This window comes from Enterococcus malodoratus ATCC 43197 (assembly GCF_000407185.1).
Taxonomy (GTDB): Bacteria; Bacillota; Bacilli; order Lactobacillales; family Enterococcaceae; genus Enterococcus_A; species Enterococcus_A malodoratus.
The window spans coordinates 696,752-716,801 of record NZ_KE136483.1 but is presented as its reverse complement, the minus strand read 5'-3'; the positions used below and the strand labels follow the sequence as shown (position 1 = coordinate 716,801).

13 protein-coding genes are annotated in these 20,050 nt (G+C 35.2%); all 13 read right to left on the bottom strand.

What is annotated here, in order from left to right:
* Positions 1 to 15 precede the first annotated feature (15 nt).
* The 13 genes from I585_RS18835 to I585_RS18775 all read right to left on the bottom strand — a co-directional run bounded on the left by I585_RS18835 (position 16) and on the right by I585_RS18775 (position 19,850).
* Positions 16 to 1,212 carry a CDP-glycerol glycerophosphotransferase family protein gene (locus tag I585_RS18835; protein ID WP_034709419.1) on the bottom strand — a complete coding sequence of 399 codons (1,197 nt, stop codon included), beginning with the start codon at positions 1,210 to 1,212 and terminating at the stop codon, positions 16 to 18.
* A gap of 15 nt (positions 1,213 to 1,227) precedes the next feature.
* Positions 1,228 to 2,661, bottom strand: a complete 1,434-nt coding sequence (locus I585_RS18830; protein ID WP_010740439.1) for an O-antigen ligase family protein — start codon at positions 2,659 to 2,661, stop codon at positions 1,228 to 1,230.
* Positions 2,658 to 3,713, bottom strand: coding sequence for an NAD-dependent epimerase/dehydratase family protein (locus I585_RS18825; protein ID WP_010740440.1), 1,056 nt, complete (start codon positions 3,711 to 3,713; stop codon positions 2,658 to 2,660). Before I585_RS18825 ends, I585_RS18830 begins: the two co-directional genes overlap by 4 nt.
* A 14-nt stretch (positions 3,714 to 3,727) precedes the next feature.
* A complete protein-coding gene (locus I585_RS18820) occupies positions 3,728 to 4,429 on the bottom strand; it encodes an IspD/TarI family cytidylyltransferase (RefSeq protein ID WP_010740441.1) in 702 nt (233 codons plus the stop codon).
* A 15-nt stretch (positions 4,430 to 4,444) separates the two neighbouring features.
* A complete protein-coding gene (locus tag I585_RS18815) occupies positions 4,445 to 5,434 on the bottom strand; it encodes a glycosyltransferase family 2 protein (RefSeq protein WP_010740442.1) in 990 nt (329 codons plus the stop codon).
* Complete coding sequence (locus tag I585_RS18810) at positions 5,412 to 6,236, bottom strand: glycosyltransferase (protein ID WP_010740443.1); 825 nt, start codon at positions 6,234 to 6,236, stop codon at positions 5,412 to 5,414. Before I585_RS18810 ends, I585_RS18815 begins: the two co-directional genes overlap by 23 nt.
* A gap of 15 nt (positions 6,237 to 6,251) precedes the next feature.
* Entirely contained in the window at positions 6,252 to 7,643 is a 1,392-nt protein-coding gene (locus I585_RS18805; RefSeq protein ID WP_010740444.1) for a sugar transferase, read from the bottom strand.
* A 309-nt stretch (positions 7,644 to 7,952) separates the two neighbouring features.
* Positions 7,953 to 8,990, bottom strand: coding sequence for an acyltransferase family protein (locus I585_RS18800; RefSeq protein WP_010740445.1), 1,038 nt, complete (start codon positions 8,988 to 8,990; stop codon positions 7,953 to 7,955).
* Between the two features lie 455 nt (positions 8,991 to 9,445).
* Positions 9,446 to 12,430: an LTA synthase family protein gene (locus tag I585_RS18795; protein WP_010740446.1), complete on the bottom strand. Its 2,985-nt coding sequence runs from the start codon at positions 12,428 to 12,430 to the stop codon at positions 9,446 to 9,448.
* Between the two features lie 74 nt (positions 12,431 to 12,504).
* Positions 12,505 to 14,649 (bottom strand): glycosyltransferase family 2 protein, encoded by a 2,145-nt coding sequence (locus I585_RS18790; protein ID WP_010740447.1) that lies wholly within the window; start codon positions 14,647 to 14,649, stop codon positions 12,505 to 12,507.
* Positions 14,650 to 14,653: 4 nt separating this feature from the next.
* Positions 14,654 to 17,815, bottom strand: coding sequence for a glycosyltransferase (locus tag I585_RS18785; protein WP_010740448.1), 3,162 nt, complete (start codon positions 17,813 to 17,815; stop codon positions 14,654 to 14,656).
* A 2-nt stretch (positions 17,816 to 17,817) separates the two neighbouring features.
* Positions 17,818 to 19,023, bottom strand: coding sequence for an ABC transporter ATP-binding protein (locus tag I585_RS18780; protein WP_010740449.1), 1,206 nt, complete (start codon positions 19,021 to 19,023; stop codon positions 17,818 to 17,820).
* Between the two features lie 14 nt (positions 19,024 to 19,037).
* Entirely contained in the window at positions 19,038 to 19,850 is an 813-nt protein-coding gene (locus I585_RS18775; protein WP_010740450.1) for an ABC transporter permease, read from the bottom strand.
* Positions 19,851 to 20,050 lie beyond the last annotated feature (200 nt).

Sequence of the window (20,050 nt, the reverse complement as noted above, 5' to 3'; positions counted from 1 at the left end):
CTATCTTATAAAATTTTAAATGCCCATCTCATTAACAATCCTATCCCCTAATTCTTTACTAGCTTCTCCTGATTCAAAAACCTCATATTGTTCATTAAAATTATCAATTGAAGTAGAGTAAGTAGCTTCGTTAAAAATTTCAACTTGTTCAATAAGCTGATTCATACTTTTTGAAACGGGAAACGGCAAATCTTCTAAATCCAATACCAACCCACGATTCTTCATATAACTATCATAATCATAAGCATACAAGAAACATTTCTTTTTTGAAATTAACATCTCTCCAAAAATTGATGAATAATCAGTAATTAATATTTCTAGTGCACAAAGTAGTTCCTGTGTATCTGGATAGTCATTTGCATCTATTATATAATCTGTACTTGTTAACTCATGAATTAAAGTAGCATGTTTTTGAATATCATTAGGGTGTAATCTTAATAAGATGATAATGTTAAAATTGAATCTGAGCTCAAAAGTACTCTTAAGTCTTCTAAGGTTTTCTAAATCAATTTCAAGAGTCCCGTCTTCCCTAAACGTTGGAGCATAGAGCAAAATCCTTTTACTCCTATCTATTCCATAATAATCATATACTTTCTCGATTATTGAAATATCGTTTTTTACAATAATGTCGTTTTTAGGTATCCCATTTCTGTAAAACTCCCCAGCATACCAAAATGTATACCGTAAATCTTTAAACAATTTTGAGTGTTCGAACACCAAAAGATCACACATTAAAGAATCCTTTTTTGCTACTCGTACATATCTCTTGCTAAGAGTTTGTTCAATATCATGTTCTATGCGCTTTAGTCCGAAACCAGCATGCCAAGTTTGAAGATAAAATTGCGTTTTACGCTTTCTTGGATGAAAGTTTTTTCTACAATTATCAATCCAAATTTTTGCAGTATGTAATTCCAATAAAGCATTTAAAGAATTATTTCTTACTAACCGAATTTCTTTGGGAAATTGGCTCGACCTAGTTTGAATAATTTCCGGTTTACACAACCAAACTATATCCAAGTCAGAATGATTCTTTAGCAAATAATCAATAATGTATTTAGGATTTTCACCGTATGCTTTCCCCCAAAAGTTTGAAACGACTATTTTATTCTTTTTAACAGGAAAAAAGATAAGGATCGGATAACACAAATAGAATGTCACATAGTCTATAACTCTAAAAAAAACGATTCTAACTAATTTTAATTTTGACCTCAAAAAAACACTTCTTTCTTAAGAAAACCTATGTTCCGAATTCTTTTTAGGAAAATATTGATGAACCAATTGTCCCAATAGCAACCAAAATATAAACGCACCAATTTTATTGACTAAAATAATCTCTGACGAAAGAACAGCATTAATACTGATTGCAGCGATAATTAAAATATCGTAGAAATAAACAGTTTTATATAGAGTTTTATCTAGGAAAACAGCTTTAATCGCAGTAAAGGCCTTGTTAATGTAGAAGGAGAAAAACGTAATGAACCCGATTGCTCCAGTTCCAGCAAGTGTATGAATTACAAAGCTATGCAAAGAAAGCCCAGTTTTCGCAACATATGTTTCCGGTAAAAAAGCTTTCGCATAGCTTACAATACCTTCGCGTGATGGCCCAACACCAAATAACACATTTTGTTTAAACATCAAAAAACCGGCTTTCCAAATCCCAAAACGGCCATTTGATAAATCATCTGAATCCGATACATCGTTTCTTGTCAAATTAACTGCTTTCTCTTTGTTATCAATTCTAATTTTATTCTTTATAGTCTCTGTCTTCAGGCTTTCGACAAAATCAGGAATTAGTGTCAATCCTTGTTTTACCACACTCAAAATAAGAAAAACAATTCCCGTACCAATAGTACTCAAAATTAAACTCATTATTATACTGAAAGACATTGACTTCTCTTTTTTCACTAAGTATTGATTCATTAAAGTAAATCCAACAATGAAGACGACCGCTAGCGTTTCTACCAGTCCTGTTCTTGAACCTGATAGTAGAATGAAGCTCAAACAAAATAAGCTATTGATATAGAGAAAAATGCGAATAATTCTGTTCTTTATTTGTTTTTGGAATAAAAACATACAAGATAGTATTATCGAGACTAAACATATTGTTGCAGCAAAGTTGGGGTCAGAAAATACACCAAAAAGTCTATTCTCTAAGAACCCAATTCTTAAAGGATGAAATCTGTTAGGTAATTTAACACTGTATTGCATCTGTAGAACAAACATTACATTCGACATAGCAACCATTACAAACCAGAGTGCAATTAGTATCTTGGAAAAAATATCTACTATATATCTAGACTGAGTTCTATTATGGCCAAACTCATATATCACCAGTAAATATATGCTTTCATTCAACAAAATTTTGATGTTTGATCCGAGACCATAATGATAGTTTAATAAACTCGAAATTCCCATGATAATTAAAAATAAGAATAGAAGGATATTATACGTAAACTTTCTCGATTTGATCATTTGAAGTAAATCATACAAGATAAAAAATATTCCAATTAACCCAGCAGGCACCACCAATATAGTATTCAGGATTTTTGGTATAAAATCATATGGCCCAAACTCTTTTAAAATCAAAATCGTTCCAAAATAAATTATATAGAATGAACGGAAACGTTCAAAATAAGAATGAAGTTTTGTATCTACAATCATGAAAAAAGCTCCTCTTTCAATATCTCAATTGTCTTTTCTAAAGATTCATCAAAGTCAAATTTGGGAGTCCAACCAAGATTTCTTATTTTTTTATCATCTAATAATGCGATTGTGGCCGTTGAAAAACCCTTTTTCTCGGTTTCATCAGGCAGCTCAAATATGACTTTCGAATTTGAGTAAGAGGCAATAGTCTCAGCAAATTTTTTTAAAGTGACATCGCTATTTCTCCCCTTGATATTGTATGCTTCTCCTGTAACGCCCTTACTTAATAAGGCTAATAAGGCGGAAACAACATCTCCAACATAGCTATAAGAAAATAACTGATCCCCTTTACTTTTTAAAACAACATTCTGATTATTCACTCCATTAAAAATGAACTGAGTAGAGGCTTTTGAATCTCCCTTGTCAACTGTCGGTCCAAAAACGCGACTTATTCTTGCAATGACGATATCAAGATCGTACTTAGAAATATATGCTTGACAGAGAGCCTCGCTAGTCCTTTTAGCCTCGCTATAACCAGCTCTCAATGTGTTACAGTCAATATAGCCCATGTAGCTTTCATCAAAATATTCGACATCTTTTTTATTTTCACCGTAAATCTCAACGCTTGAAAAGAAAATTGTTCTCGTTACTTCTTTTTCACGAGCGAACTCTAAAATATTTTGAGTTCCAATAATATTCGTAGTAATTGTACCAATTGGATCAGTTGCATAGGCTTTAGGGTGCGTGTTACTAGCAGCTTGAAGAATGTAGTCGCACTCTAACCCATCAGGCATTCTTTTATTAATATCAATTTCAACTACACTAAAGAAATCATCTTCAATATAGTTTGGAAAAGTCTTAGATAATTTATCTATACTTCTACCTGCTCCGATTACAGTATTTTCTAATCCATATTTCTCATTAGCATACATTAGTACATCGATAAAAAAACGACCAATCAATCCTGTAGCTCCAAATATCAAAAATCTTTTATTCTTAATATCCAAATTCGCTAAATCCTCAGAGACTATCGAAATATCGTCCATATAAAGTTTGTTGGATAGAAGCAAAATATTTTCATCTCCTAATCATTCATTTTAAGGTAAGCTTTAAAGAGCTCTAAATCATCAGTAGTGGTCAGCTTAATGTTTTTGTCTGATCCGGCAGCAAAATGTAACGTTTCGCCTAACTCGACCATCATGGTATTAGTATAGGAGGAATCCGTCATACCTATATTCTCTTCAACAGCTCTGTTATAAGAACTCAGTAATGACCCGTACTTGTACGCTTGAGGAGTAGAAACTCTTTTTATTGTATTTCTATCAATATATGATGTCGTTGTTTTTTCAGTATCCTTAATAAAGATTTGTTCATTATAAGGCAGTGAGGTAACCGCATTGCCGTACTCCTGACACTTAACGATTACATCAGATAGAACTAGTTCATCTACCAATGGTCGAATCCCGTCATGAATAATAATCGTATCTTCAGCATCGGAATAGTCTTTTAAAAATTGGACACCCTTATTTATTGACTCTTGTCCAATCTTTCCACCCTCAATTATCCATTCCACTTTTTGAATTCCAAACTCTTTGATATACCCCTGAAGTGTTTCTTCCCAACCAGACTTACAAACAACTAAAATTCTATCTACCAATGGATGGTGTTCAAAAGACTCTAGAGTATAAATTATTATCGGCTTATTATTTATCATAATAAACTGTTTGGGTATAGATTGTCCCATTCTCTTGCCCACTCCACCAGCAATTATTACTGCAGTTATCATATTGTTCATCTCCTACTATTTCTTTAGAATTTGTTTGTATAAAATAGAATATAAATTTGGGTTAACTAGATATAAGTATAGTGCAAGCCTTTTAGTATAAGAAACCTCTCGACTACCTTTTATTTTTTTTAAAAGACTTCTGATCTCCATCTTAGAAGTATTATAAAAATGATTTCTTTCCGGATTATCTTTCTTAGAAAGGCCGATTTTAAATCCGGTTGACAGATATCCATCTATTAACCTTGCATTAGCAAGGTTAATAAATTCTGGAAAATCTTTAGTCACCTCATCCAGAAGAACTTTCCTCTGTGTAATGTTATCATATTGCTTAGGATTAAAATCTTGATAAACAATACTATTGCTATTTTGAAAATAAAAAATTCCTGCAAAATCAAGAATATCGATTGTTCTAGCAGCCCTAAAAGTTTGATAAACTGGCATCATATCTTCATACAATTTGCCTTCAGGAAATTCGACATTATCAAAAAGTTTCTTTTTGAAAATTTTATTCCATGCATAGAAATCAACAGCCTTACTATTGAAAAGTAATTCAATTGCTTCAGCGTTACTACAGCTTATTTGCCTATCACCAATAAATTCAATTGAATTCGCTTCAGTCTTTCCTTTCTTCAAGCCAAAACACACGATATCTGGGGTATTAATTTGGAAATCGTTCATTACTTTATCAATACACCCAGGTAAATAATAATCATCACTATCTAAAAAGGCCACGAGATCCCCGCTCACCCTTTCCAAACCGTAATTTCTTGCAGAGGATAACCCTCCATTTTCTTTATGAAAACAATAAATCTTCTCGGATGTTTTTGTGAGTTCTTCACAAATTTGTCCACTACTATCAGTTGAGCCATCATCGATCAATAGCACTTCTATATTTCCAAAATCGTTATCAAACAGGCTTTGAACAGCTCTTTCAATAGTATCTTCAACGTTATAAACTGGAACCACTATAGACAGCTTAAAACTATTTTCTGAGTTTTCTTTCATATATTTGTCCTCTAATTTTATTGGGTAAAAGGCTCACTATAATATGAGCGGAACAAGAGATTAAATAATCTGAGACAGATCCTAAACCAGCACGATAAATCGCCCTACGTCCTTTCAAACCATTTACAAAATATTTTTTTCCGCCTCGCCTTGCGTACATATTCTCACCAGTTCTTGCACAAACCAACGATTCCTGAATATTTTTGCCTATATATCCTGCTTTCAACAACCTCGCCCAAAGATAATAATCTTCGAACCCCATCATAGGTTGATAATTTCCAACATCCAATACAGCCTTTTTCTTAAACATTACCGTCATATGATTAAAGGGATTCCTTTTTTTTGAAAAGTTTCGAATTTCCTTATTTGTTTCCGGGACAATTCTTCTTCCGACAATACTTTTTGGTGAATCGTAAAATTCATCAATATTAGATCCAATAATCGTTAGTTCGGGATCATTAACAAATTCAGAAAATTGTCTTTCGATTCTTGTTGGCAGCATAATATCATCTGTATCCATGCGAGCAATTAAATCATACTTGCAAACTTCCACACCAATGGCTAATGCCTTTCCCAAACCAACATTATTATCCAATGGTACTACTTTTAATAATTCCAAATGCTCACTTTTAAAATCAACTATCACTTCTTGCAATTCAGGTGTGATAGGACCGTCTAAAATTAGAACAATCTCTTTTACTAAAGCCGTCTGATTGAGAATACTTTTAAGAGACTCTCTGAAAAATTCTGGTTTTTCCTTAATGTATACGGACATCAATATACTAACGTCTACCCTGTTCAAAAAAGAACACTCCTTCTAATCAAGAATTTTCTCCTTTGGAAAATCCATTTTATCTAACGATGTACATATTTCCTCTTCTTCTAAGCCTTGAGAGGAAACCTTATCAAACAGAATCTTGATCGTTTGCAACAAGATTTTTAAATCCAACATAATGGAATACTTTTTGATATACAACAAATCGAATTTCAATTTACTATTATAATCTGAGGCATATTTTCCATAAACTTGCGCATAACCAGTAATTCCTGCACGAACATTGTGTCGCAAATAATAATAAGGATTTTCTTGATTGAACTGCTCCACAAAGAAGGGCCGCTCCGGGCGCGGACCGATGATTGACATATCTCCCTTTAGGACATTGATCAACTGAGGCAATTCATCAAAACGAACTGCACGGATAAATTTACCAACTGGAGTCACTCGAGCATCGTTGCTTTTGGCTAGCACTGGTCCAGATTTAGACTCCGCCGTTGCACTCATCGAACGAAACTTATAAATTGGAAATTCTCTTTGATCCTGTGTGATTCGAACTTGTTTATAGACAATTGGTCCCGGTGACGTTGCTTTTACTAGAATAGCGGTAATCAGCATAAATGGAGAAGCAATCACCAATAAGATTAGCGAAACTACAATGTCAAAAAGTCGTTTAAGCATTACATCTTCTGAAGGGATCTTGAACCCCGAAGATTCAATAATACTTTCATCCTCAAAATTCATGATATTTGGATTTATTGTCACCAAATTTTCAAACGTCGTGTTTAGGAACAATTTCTTTTCTTTCTTAGTAACAAGTTGATACACTTTGATTTTTTCAGATTCCTCAATCTCTGATGCTAAATAAACAACGTCTACATCTTCAATGATCTTAATTAGATTATCGTAATAATGATCTAGTACGACTGACTGTACTTTATGTTTATTATTTTTTTGCGAGGCAAAATTTTGAATTGCTGGTGCAACATCCTTTTCAAAACCAAGAATCGTAACATTCTTATCAGAGCTTAACCTCATATACGCTTTATAAATAATCGTACGATAGATAATAAGCAAGACGGTTCCTAGTAAAAATGAAATTAAAATAACCGTTCTAGGAAAAGCAAACCATCGACCAGCAAAGGTAATAATCATAATCCCAAGTGCCATCAAGAACTGACCAATAACTGTCACGAAGACGATATCACTGACAATTCGATTGTAAAATACATAAGTACCCAATAAAACATTCAATACTATAAAAAAGACTGAAATAAATAATGCGGAACTCTCAAACGTCTGAAAGTTTCTTTCTGGGATGGTTCCGCCAAATTTTAGCCAAAAACTAAAAAAGACTGATAAATTATAAACAACCACATCCATCAAAATGATAAAGATGCGACGGGCGGCACTCCATTCACCACTTTTATTCATACAAACACTCCTAATCCACGAAATAATCCATTACACATCTTACCATACAGGCAAAAAAAAGAGTAGCTTTCCTAAGAAAAGTAATGAAAAAGAAAAGAACAAAAAGCAGCCAAATCATCTAATTTGACCGCTTTTCTGACACCATTATCATAAACATATTTAGTTTTTTATAAAAGACTAATTTTATTAGATTTCTAGAGTTTTAGATCTGATTAAATTGAATTCTCAAATTTCTATTTATTATTATAGTTATCTCTTATTATTTTTGAAAATTTGCATACATCTCGTGCTAATCTATTTCAATTCGCTTCAATGTGATTCCGTAATTCTTTTCCCTATTAACTCCCTAATCAGTTTGGCCGTTTGCTGCATTATTAGTGCTAATACTGATGTAGCTATAATAACTAAACAGGCATACAATAAACGATTTCCCACAAAAATTACATCACTGCGAAACAACTGAATAAATAGTCCTTGGTACAAATACATCTCGAAAGAAAATCTTTTTACTAAATGATACAGCGGACTTTTGAAAGTCACTTTATAGCTAAAAAGTATTACAAGAGCAACAAAGAAAATGACTGAGCATGATCGAACTACGGGATGATAAAAAACTTCATCCATGTAGACAAATAGACTGAACAGAACTGCTAATATTCCGATAGATATTCGATAATTTCGAAAAAGAAGACCGGTAACTTCTTTTTCCCTTGCCCCCCAAACTACTCCAAAAGGGAAACAAAAAACAGCATTAGTCCACCATTCACCATAATTTTTCCATTTCGCTATCAAAAGCACGATTATAATGCTTATTAACAACATAAAAAAGAGGAGCAAATCATTTTTTTTTGAAATATAAGCACTAATAAAAAAAGCAATATATAAGTATATGATCATTATAGTAAACCATCCATTACCCACGAAAGGATTCCCATTTACCAGTGAATACATGGCAGTAAAAAAGTTTAACTCCCCAATTAAGTTACGATATATGAAATAAATTACCATTGCTAGCATAAAGGGAAGAAAAATTCTCATTACCTTCTTTTTAAAAAAACTATCTAAATATGATTGACCTCTTTGCTGATATTGTTTAATTAGCCCATAGCCAGAAACAAAGAAAAACAACCCTACTGCTAATCTTCCAGCAATTATCAATCTTGAGGATAAAAAAGAATCAGGATAATCCCTAAGAATTTGCGATAAATGATGTAAAATTACAAAAAAAACAGCGATTATCTGTAAATTGCCCGTAGTTTCAACAGATAAACTTTGATTAGAGTAATCTGAATTTGTAACTATACTTGAAATTATAAAAAAAACGATTATTAAAAAAATGAAATCCATCCTTCGTCCACCTCAAATCATAGTATCTATATTGTATCAAAAAGTACCAATTATTATAAGGACCGATCAGCGTAAATTGAAAAATACGACACAAAAATCGTGTCGTATTCTCAGTTAATTTTTATTTAGATATGTCGCCATTAACACAAGCCAGTTTAGAGTAAGTTTTATTGCCTTTCTTTAAAGCATCTTAGATCAACTCTATTAGGCAACATTTTTCTCCATCGTCCCTTTGATAGTATTAATGATTAATCTAGTATTATCATTATTAAGCTTAGTTACACTATGATAGTCAAAAAACTTCAAAAAAATGCCTTCAGCGATTAATCATGATAGTTTATTTACAGAGAATTTATACTTGAATTTTACTTATGCAAAACTAACGATGATTTTCTATGATATTCAAATTAAATAAAGTAAAAAATCAACAATGACAATTCTTCAATTATTTTGGATTAATCATAGACTTTTTGAGAAGCCCACTCTGCTGAATACTGTTTTCCTGCAACTAAATCGTATTGAATCAACATATAATCACTCAGCAGTACTTTTTGCTTTTTAGATAAGTTTTTATCACTAGACACTATATTTTTATGATTCACAAATATTTTCTTTTCATTATCTTTACTCTTGTCGCTGGCATCCGGATCATTTGTAGTTGCTGGGAGGTCTTTTGTAACTTCAGTTAGTAATGCATAGAATGGTGTAACCTTTATATTCGCTTGTTCAAGAGCCAATGCAGGAAATGTATATGGCGAAACCAGTTGATAAGTATCTTCACGCTGCTGATTTTGTATAAATGAGTTATTATAAATAAAATAATCTGTTTCTCTATATGTCAATGGATTTTCTTTAATTTCATCCGCATTATAAATCCCTGGAAAATGATCACCATACCACACCAAAGTAACGGGCTTTTCAATTTTATCAAGCTCACTAATAAAATTAGCCAATGCGATGTCTGAATAGTTTAGCCCTTTTAAATAGGTCTTCATAGCTGATCTATTAGACTCTGAAACAGCATTTCCGCTAAAATCAAAATTATTTTCTTCATAATAGTCATTGTAAAGCGTATGATTTTGCATCGTAGAAAGTTGAATAAATTGAGTTTCATTATCATTGTCATTAATTGCATCTAATGTTTCCTTATAGGCTGCTTCGTCAGAAACATACGGATTTCCCCCAATTTTTTCTGTATATTTTAATCCATCTGGACTTTCAAGGTAGTGAAAACTATTAAAACCAAATTTTTCAAAAACATCAATGCGGTTATAAAATGACCCTAAATACGGATGTATAGCCACTGCTGTATCGAAAAGGTTCAAAATGCTTGGAGCCACATCCTGTTTATTTACGAGTTGTGTATATGGACTTGGCAAAGTTGCATCCAAATTACTCAAGTCCAAACTAGTAAGTGTTTGCCATTCCACGTTTGCAGTACCACCTCCGTAAGCCGACGACAACATTAGACCCGAAGTTGTTCGCTTCGAAAGATCTCTAACAAACGGTATTGGATCAATATTTAGTGTCATATTAGGTAATCTTGAGGGGTCACTAAAACTCTCACTTAATACAAAAACTACAGTCTGATCTTTAGACCAATCGTCTCTACTTTCATTAATCCTTTGTGCACTGCTGGTGTATTTTTTCATAATTTTTTCTAAATTTTCTTTTGAATATCCTTCTGGTTCAGCCATCGCTTTTCCAACAATATTGTTTATAAACTGAACTATAGGACCATTTACAGACGCTCCCCATTTTTGGTTATAAAACATACGATTAATACCAAATAATTGAAAGAATAAATTGGATGGCGAGTTCGGTTGGTTTACCCATAAAAGCCCAGATAGAAAGACACTAATTAATAAAATACTGATGAACCTTTTTCTATTATTAATTCTTAAATTGTATGTTTTACTAGCACGTCGCTGGATTAATAATGTTGAAACTGCCAATATGATTAGAATTATCACAGCAACCGTGATAATTATTGGACTAACCATGCTCAATATCTCATCAAGATTGAAAATGAAAACTAAATCGGATGGAAGAATCGGCTCCCGTCTAAATTCAATTTTTAAAACATTTGATATAGTTATGAGAAGTTCAATTGTTAAAGTAAAACTAAAAGCGTACCAAAAACGTTTTGTTAATAGGAAAACCAATAGAAAAAATAGCATAATAATAATTAGATTCAAAACTAACTGCGCTTGACGAAGTGTAAAAATCACTAAAGCTGTTCTAAATAATGAGGGTATAGTTTTTTCTTCTGAAAACAACAACATTTGCATGGCCGTAAACAAATAAAAAAATATCCCAGTGTAAATTATTTTACGTCTGGTAAATAGCCATCGTTCAATCTGAAAAAAGCATTCGACTAATTGGTTCCAATCAGAGATATCTCTCTTCATCTTTATTTTATTAAGGACTGGAATTCGGGAGATCATAACTATAATTACACAAATTACAGCGGAAAGAAAAATATAGAGTATAGCTATAAAAATAATTCTTATTGACCAATCTAAAGCGGAATCTGGAAACGCTTCTTTGTATTTTTCTGAAATAAAACTAGTCATCGGTATCCAATTAATTAGTATCTGTGTAACTACTAAATAGTAAGAAATATTTTTAAAACTAGTTTTGAAGAAGTTAAATTTTCTATCCATAACCTGCAACAAGATAAAGCAATTTATCGAAAAATACACGGACAATAACGACCAAGGCATACTGAACCTATTTGCAGTACTAACATCCTTATGAACAATAAGTGAGACTTGAGTCATTAATAATACTAAGAGAGCAATAACCAATCCACTCATAATAAATTTCAGGAAAATATTTCGATATTTGTCTATAATCTTATAGCGTTGACTTCCATATCCCACTAAGAACAAATAAGCAATCCACAGAACCCCTTTTCCTTCTGAAAATCCAAACAAATCTTTTCCAAATAATGTTGGGCAAATGACGAAAAGTATAGACGTTAAGATGAGCATATTCTTCATTTGTGAATTAGAAAGTTTATTCAAATTAGTTGCGAAAAAAGGACTCAATAGAAAAATGAGCATAAATGACACAGCGAAAGGAAACATGTTTTGGCTTATTGGAAAGAAAATTTTCCAGTAAACGCTTAAATTAAACGACTTACAAAATATGTTGATCGCAAATGTAATCGTTAGGTAAATCAAATAAAAACCAGGTAACATCTGTAATAGCCGTTTCCCTTTAAATCTGTCAGCTTGATATCCTAAATATAGAGCTAAAATATTCCCTCCGATCGCAGTAAGCCCTAATAAAATATTATATACATAAAATCTTTTAGGATTTTGGGCAAATTCAGGGGCTACGGTTACTGAATTAAGAACGTGCTGCACGATCATAAACACAGTTGCAAAAGCTATTGTCATGATTCCATATTTATTCTGATCTTTTGGCTTCAATTTTATACCTCCTTTTTTATAAATATGACTTCATACTGGCATTTAGTATGAAGTCAATATAAGTAATTTAAAGCTCACTCCCCAACCCTCACCGAAAAATCTCCGCCAACCCTCGTCAAATTGGGATTGTAATATGGATCATTTTCAATATAGCTGGTCCAAGTGTCTTCCATGTACTTGGTTTCTTTTTCGAAGCGGGCTTGTTTTTCTGGTGTATTTTCGTATCCGCGGGATTGGGATTCGAAGTGATACAGTTCTACGCCATGCAGCCACACGTTATTATGGCCTCTTTCGTATTCCTTTAAGCATAGATCAACATCATTGAAGGCCACAGTCAACTCTTCATTGAATCCGCCGATTTTAGCAAAGTCTTTTGCACGAATCATTAGACAAGCTGCTGTAACCGCTAAATAATCAACGTTAATCTCAAGTTTTCCAAAATAGCCGAAGTCTCCGCGTGGGAAAGTATGGTGGCCGTGTCCGGCTGCACCGCCCATGCCTAGAATAACGCCGGCATGTTGAATTGTATTGTTTGGATAGTATAATTTTGCGCCGACACAGCCGATACGTTCAAGCTGTGCGAAAGACACCATTTTGGTCATCCATTCAGGTGTGATCACTTCGGTATCATTATTCAGGAACAGCAAATATTTTCCTTTAGCGACTTTTGCAGCTAAGTTATTGATGCGGGAATAATTGAATGGAATATCGATTGATTCCACCATAAAGCGTTCACCTAACTGTTGCTGATACTTAGCATAAAGTTCATGCATTTCAGGTTGATCGCTGCCATTGTCCGCCATAACGATTTCATAATTCGGATAGGTCGTCTTTTTGATGATTGAATCTACGCATCGTTTCACATCGTCATAGCCGTTGCGCGTAGGAATGATTACACTGACTAACTCTTCCGAAAGTACTTGGTAATCAACATCATATAAGCCATTTCCTGCCGCATGGTTAACAGTTGCTTCGATTCCACGGCGTTCGATAGCAGCTTGGACAGCTTTTAATCCAGCGTCAAAGGCATAGCTCTTTGTTGATTGATCTGCTGCTGTTGAACTTGGTAGAATACGCCAATAATATAAAACCTGCGGAATGTGCGCAATTCGTTCGTCGGAGGTTTGTTCGGTGAAGCGCAAGACTAGGTCATAATCCTGTGAACCTTCATAGCCTACACGGAACCCGCCGATTTTTTCCATGATCGAACGACGATAGACTCCTAAGTGTGAAATGTAATTCGTTCCCAGCAATAAATCCGGTGACCAATCTGGTTTAAAGGCTGGATCAAATCGTTTGCCCGCCATATCGATCTTGTCTTCGTCACTATAGATCAAATCTAAATCAGCATTTTTATTCAAAAATTTTACAACCTCATAGAGAGCAATCGGCGCTAGTTCGTCATCGTTATCTAATAGGGCGACGAACTCACCTGTCGCAATTTCTAATGCAGAATTTGTTGCCTTAGAGATATGACCATTTTCGGAACGAAAAACGATCTTGATACGCGAATCTTTTGCGGCATATTTTTCTAGCAACGGTCTCACGGACACATCAGTAGAATGATCGTCGGCCATACATAGTTCCCAATTGGGGTAAAACTGATTTTGAACCGATTCGATACATTTCGCCAACCATTTTTCCTCGACATTATAAACCGGCATCAAAATAGATATCACTGGCTGATAATCAAATGCTTCAATTTCTGCCTTGATTGTATCTACATTCCAATTCTCATTTTCAGCAATCCATTGTTGATAGCTTTCATCAGATTGTTTGTCCTGCTCCAGCCGGATCCGGCGCAATGTATTTTTTAAACCATTACGCTTCAAGTAACCTAAGCCTTTGCGAGCCTTACCATACAAAGCATGCATTTGTGACGGTTGTTTGGGTTCTTTAGCAATATTTTCATTTGGAACATACGATTCGTTAATAGTATGCTCTCCGAAATGAAACGCCAATGAGACCTTCTCTGCCGGATTCACTGCTTCAATAGTGATATCAAAGCCCATTTTTAGACTGGCACTGGTTTTATGAGCAGCAGCTACGTCTGAACGAGGATACCATTCGATTTTCTCACTTACCACATTTCCAGAGTGTATATCGAGCGTAGGCACTTCTTTTGAATCTAACGCCAGCGCCCACCCTTTGATCTCTAATTGCTTCGTCTCTGGCTGAAACCTGCATTGATCAATGCAAACTTGTTCATTTTTTGCCATCGGATTAACCTCCTATGCTGAATTGATTTGGATTGATCAATGGATCGTTCAATTCTTGAGAGTATTTATTGGTCAAAGCATCATAAGCTTCTTTTTTGATATTGAAGTGATTTTCGCCTGGATGGCGTACTTCAAAATAAGGATCGAAAATCAGTTTCTTGTTTTCTTTTGCTAAGCGGATCGAAAAGTCGATTCCTTTGATCGCAGTTGGCAAGGTCAGATCAAAACCATTCAGCAAGAAGAAAGTCTCTTTACTGATAATGACCACATCTTCGGTCGTTGTATAAATTTCACGCGGCAAGGCTGGGCGGAAATACGTTCCAATCGTTTTGTTAGATAGTCCTTGCTGCTCATACACAACACGCTCGTGTGCTGGATCAATAATCACACCGCAATTCAAGATAGCTTCATCTTTGCTAATCACTTTGCCTGTGACTGCACCAACATTCGGCAAACGAACAAAGTTCATCGCTTCTTTTAGCCAAGTGATTTGAGTAGGAACAAGTTCTTCGGTTAAGAATACTAAGAATTCCCCGGTTGCTTCTTTCGCTAAGTCATTTTCATTCTTACTAGAAAACGTACGAATACGCTCATCGGTAACTGCGGCATTATTGGTTAAGATTTCAAATTTAGACCAATCCGTCGTTAATAGTTTCATCAATTGTTTCTCGCTTGATTTGCCGCTTAAAATGATTGAAACTTTTGGTTCGCTCTCATATTTGAAATCGACCTTATAGGCACCATAATTTTTCGTCATTGATACAACACCATCTAAATTGCGCCGTTCAATAGCCGCTTGCACCGCATTTTGTCCAGCCACATAGGCATATTCTTTACTCTGCGGGTCCATCGCTACTGATGTTTCGATTGTGCGCCAGTGATAAAGGATATTAGGAACATGGTAGATTTCTTTTGCCGCTTCGGTGGCCCGTAAAACAAAGTCATAATCTTGACTGCCATTAAACTCGGTTCGTAACCCGCCGACTTTCTCTACGATCGAACGTTTCACAACGACAAAATGAGTAATATAGTTGTGTCCCAGTAATAATGTTTCATTCCAATTAGGTTTGAAGAATGGGTCAAACCGTTTGCCGCTCATCGATAACTTGTCTTCATCGGTGTAAATAAATTCTCGACTCTGATCTTCGTTCAAAGCATTAACAACAGCCAATAATGCTGTGTCAGCCAAAATATCATCATTGTCCAAGAACCCAATATAATCCCCCGTCGCAATATCAATTGCGGAATTTGTCGCCTCTGAGATATGTCCATTTTTTTCACGCAGAACAATTTTCACTCGTTCGTCTGCAGCCGCTAGTTCTTGTAGTAGCGGTTTGATATGGGCTTTTGGCGAGGCATCATCTGCCAAGCACAGCTCCCAATTTGCATAAATTTGATCCGTCAATGATTTCACACAAGCACGCAGCCATTTTTCATCGACATTATAAACCGGCACAACCAATGAAATCTTTGGTTGGAAGGCTAATTCTTTTGAAGCCTCGATTAGTTGTGCACGCGTTGGTTCCTCAACCTTGGTCATCCACTCTTCATAATTTGCGCTTTGTTGTTTTGAACGTTGATAATTCTTCACCGCTCCAGAAAAGCCATTTCGTTTGATGGAGCCAAGTAAATGACGAATTTTTCTCGCCACCGGTGTATTTACCTGTTGTGAATGCTTCGCAATAACTGGATAAATCTGATCTTGATCATCTAGAATAAATAATTTTACTGCATCCAGCACTTGCATATTTTTAGCCGTTAAAATAAACCCAAACTTCTCAGTCGAGTCGATGCCAAAAACTTCATTCACATCTGGGCGATAAATCGAATTGACCTGCAGCCGATTCATTGATTCAGCCAATAAGTACTTCAATGGCGTTTTCGTCGCTTCGGAAAATCCCCAGCCCTTGATGATTGCTTCGTTTTCGGACTCGTTATTTTCGATTGATTCGATCGTCAGTTTGATTCCTTCCATTTCAGCGCTTGGTTCTACGTAAGGAATATTATTTAGCTGATAGTTATAATGGTCCAGATAGTTCAACTTCAATGTTAGCAAACGGTTCTTTTCTTTTTCATTTGCTACATCTTCCATCACTTTTATTTCTGACGGGAAAAATTCTTCTTCATTCAGTACATTGACGTTTACAGTAAATGATTTACCCGCAACCATCGCACCATCCACGATCACATACGGTTCCTCTAGTACTGCAGGGAACATAAATAGATCCTCTTGATACCAAGAAGCGTTCGTCTCTTTGACGGTCAATAATTTATTATCAACGACAACCGATAGTTGAATTGCCGCAGGAACCTTACCGATTACGATCCGTAATTGGTCTGTATGCTCTGGTGCTTGATGTTCTGTAACCTTATTTTCCCCGGTTTGATTGTTGAGAATGTAAGGTTCAATTTCAAATTTACCATCAATTAAATAAGCCAATTGTATCTGCTTATTATAATTTGAATTAATCGGTTCGACCCGTTCTGGTCGTTCAACCGGCTCTTTCCGCAACGCATAGAAGTACTGATAGACTTCGCCAAAAGGACGGTTTTTGAAATCATAGCGAACCATTTCCGGCAATTCTTCATAACTTGCTGATAATTCATTCTGACCAACCTGCGAATAGGTAAAATCCTCACGGCGGATGGATAAGCCAATTCGTTCAAACAGCTCTTCAAAACCATGCTGAGTATAAAAACTATTATGGGTCCGATCCAGCAGTCCATATTGTTTCCAGTCTAATCGGTTGTTGAATAAATCAATCATCACTGAATTGTGTGCCAAATTTGGGAAAGTTAATAGTATCTCCCCATTAGGTGCCAGGAATTTACTTGCTTCTTCAAGCGCCTTTTCTGAATCCGTCAAATGCTCTAGAACATCCGCAAAGATAATAAAATCAAACTTCTTATCTGCAAAATGATCATTCCATTTGTATTCTTCGATATTTCCTAAAAAGCCGTCCTGGGCAAAGCCCATGACGTGCTCAAATAAGACCGGATCAAATTCGACGATCGATACTTCACATTTTTTTTCGTTGATCAAATATTGTGTCATTCGGCCATTACCAGGACCAAATTCTAAAACGTAAGAACCTTCAGTGATCTGACTGATGATTTTCCCCACACTTGTATGCTCTTCAAGCGATAAATCAAAATCATACTTCATAATTAAATCGTATCCTTCCACTTATGATCCAAAACGACGATGCCTTCACCGACATATTTGCCAGAGATGAACATGGTCAAATATCTTGTTTTATAAACCAACGGCACGGTCGCATTTTCTTCAAAAACAGCTACGTCGAAGTAATACTCGCCGCCTAGAAGTGCCATCTTTTCATATTCTAAATAGAAGACATTCTCCCCTTTTTTCCAAGGAATCGATTCTTCGTCCAATAACGTGTTCAAACCGCAAACATAATTGTTGTCGACTGTACGAATCGCCACACCTAATACAGGCTTCTTGATCGAGTCATCTTTTACATTATAAGTCACTTTCACAACAACCTTGCTGTCTTGTTCAATAATTTCTAAAGGTTGCAGGTCGCCATCCAATAGTTCAGCCGATTTTACTTCTACGATATCGTAAGCAGAAAAGTCTTCTGAAGTAGAGTTGTCACGGTCAATGGTTTTCAATGATTTTTTCTTCAAGAAGTTTTCGTAGTTCTCTGTAATATCCATTGTTTCGCCTTCTGCTTCAACAACACCATTTTTCAACCAATACACTCGGTCACAGAAACGACGAACCGCATTTACATCATGAGAAACGAATAGAATCGTTTTTCCGGCATTCCGCAATTCGGTAAATTTTTCCATACATTTTAATTGGAATTCCAAGTCACCAACCGCTAATGCTTCATCGACGATCAAAATATCAGGATCGACGTTGATCGCCACAGCAAAAGCAAGACGCACAAACATCCCGCTTGAATAGGTTTTGACCGGTTGATATAAATGGTCGCCAATATCAGCAAAATTGATAATATCATCAACTTTATCCATCATTTCTTCACGAGAAAAGCCTAGAACCATCCCGTTAAGGAAAATATTTTCATATCCGCTGTATTCTGGATTGAATCCGGAGCCTAGTTCCAAAAGTGCTGCGATATTTCCCTCGATTTTTACTTCGCCTTCTGAAGGTGTCAAAACACCCGTAATGATCTTTAGAATCGTTGATTTACCAGAACCATTTTCTCCGATAAATCCGATCATTTCGCCTTTTTTTACTTCTACATTCACATCATTCAATGCGTAAAAAACTTCATGATAGGTTTTTCTTGTTGGGCTCAGCGCCTCCTTCAAACGATCAGAAGGCTTTTTATACATATCATATTTTTTAGTTAAGTGGTTAATTTCGATTACTGTTTCAGTCATTTAAATTTATCTCCTTATAGAACATCAGAAAAATGTGGTTTCAAGCGTTTGAAGACAATGCTGCCGACCACTAATAGAATCAAAGTCACAACCCAGAAATAGATCGTTAACAACGGTTTTTCCCAAAACCATTGTTCACCAAAGAACGCGTCTCGGTATCCTTGGACCACATAAAACATAGGATTGAATTTTAAAATAAATTGGATTGTTGGGTGGGCCGCAAATTGATTGATACTCCACAGTACCGGCGTTCCCCACATTAGTGCCTGCATAATCACACCAATAAATTGATTGATGTCCGGGAAAAATGGCTGAATGGAAGAAGTAATCCAAGTCAGTCCTGTTAAAAACATCATCATCGCGAAAAGATAGTAAAGCAGCTGCAACATGTGCAGATTCGGAATCGCGTGATTAAAAATCGCTACTATCAAAGCGATAGCGATGAAAAAGATATGCATAAATAATCCCGAAAATAATTTAACAGATGGCAAAATGCGAATATTGAATACGACTTTTTTTACTAAATAGCTATATTCGCGAAAAACATTCGTTGCTGAACCTAATACTTCTGAAAAGTACATCCATGGTACCAGCCCTGTTAATAGAAAAACAATGAATGGATATTTTCCATCCGTCATCGCTGCCTTGAATCCGACCCCGAAGACAAACCAATAAGTAACTACCATCACTAACGGATTAGCAAAGGCCCAAAAAATTCCCAGAGCCGACCCAGCATAACGCGCTTTGAAATCATTCACTGAAAATTGTTTTAGTAAGGTACGATTTTGAAAAATTTCTTTAAAAAAACTAAGTAAGTCTTTAAACATTTTTATTCCTCTCATCTAACGCTTGATTTATTATTTCTACAGTTGATTAACGTTATTATTCTACAGAAAGATATATGTAAAAGCAAGATTATTAAGAAAAGCTTCGTTAATTCCAACTGCCTCGCAAGGCCTTATTTTCTTTACTCGCTGCCGCTAAAATGACCTTATCGCTTCGATTGTTGATTCATCACATGTAACAT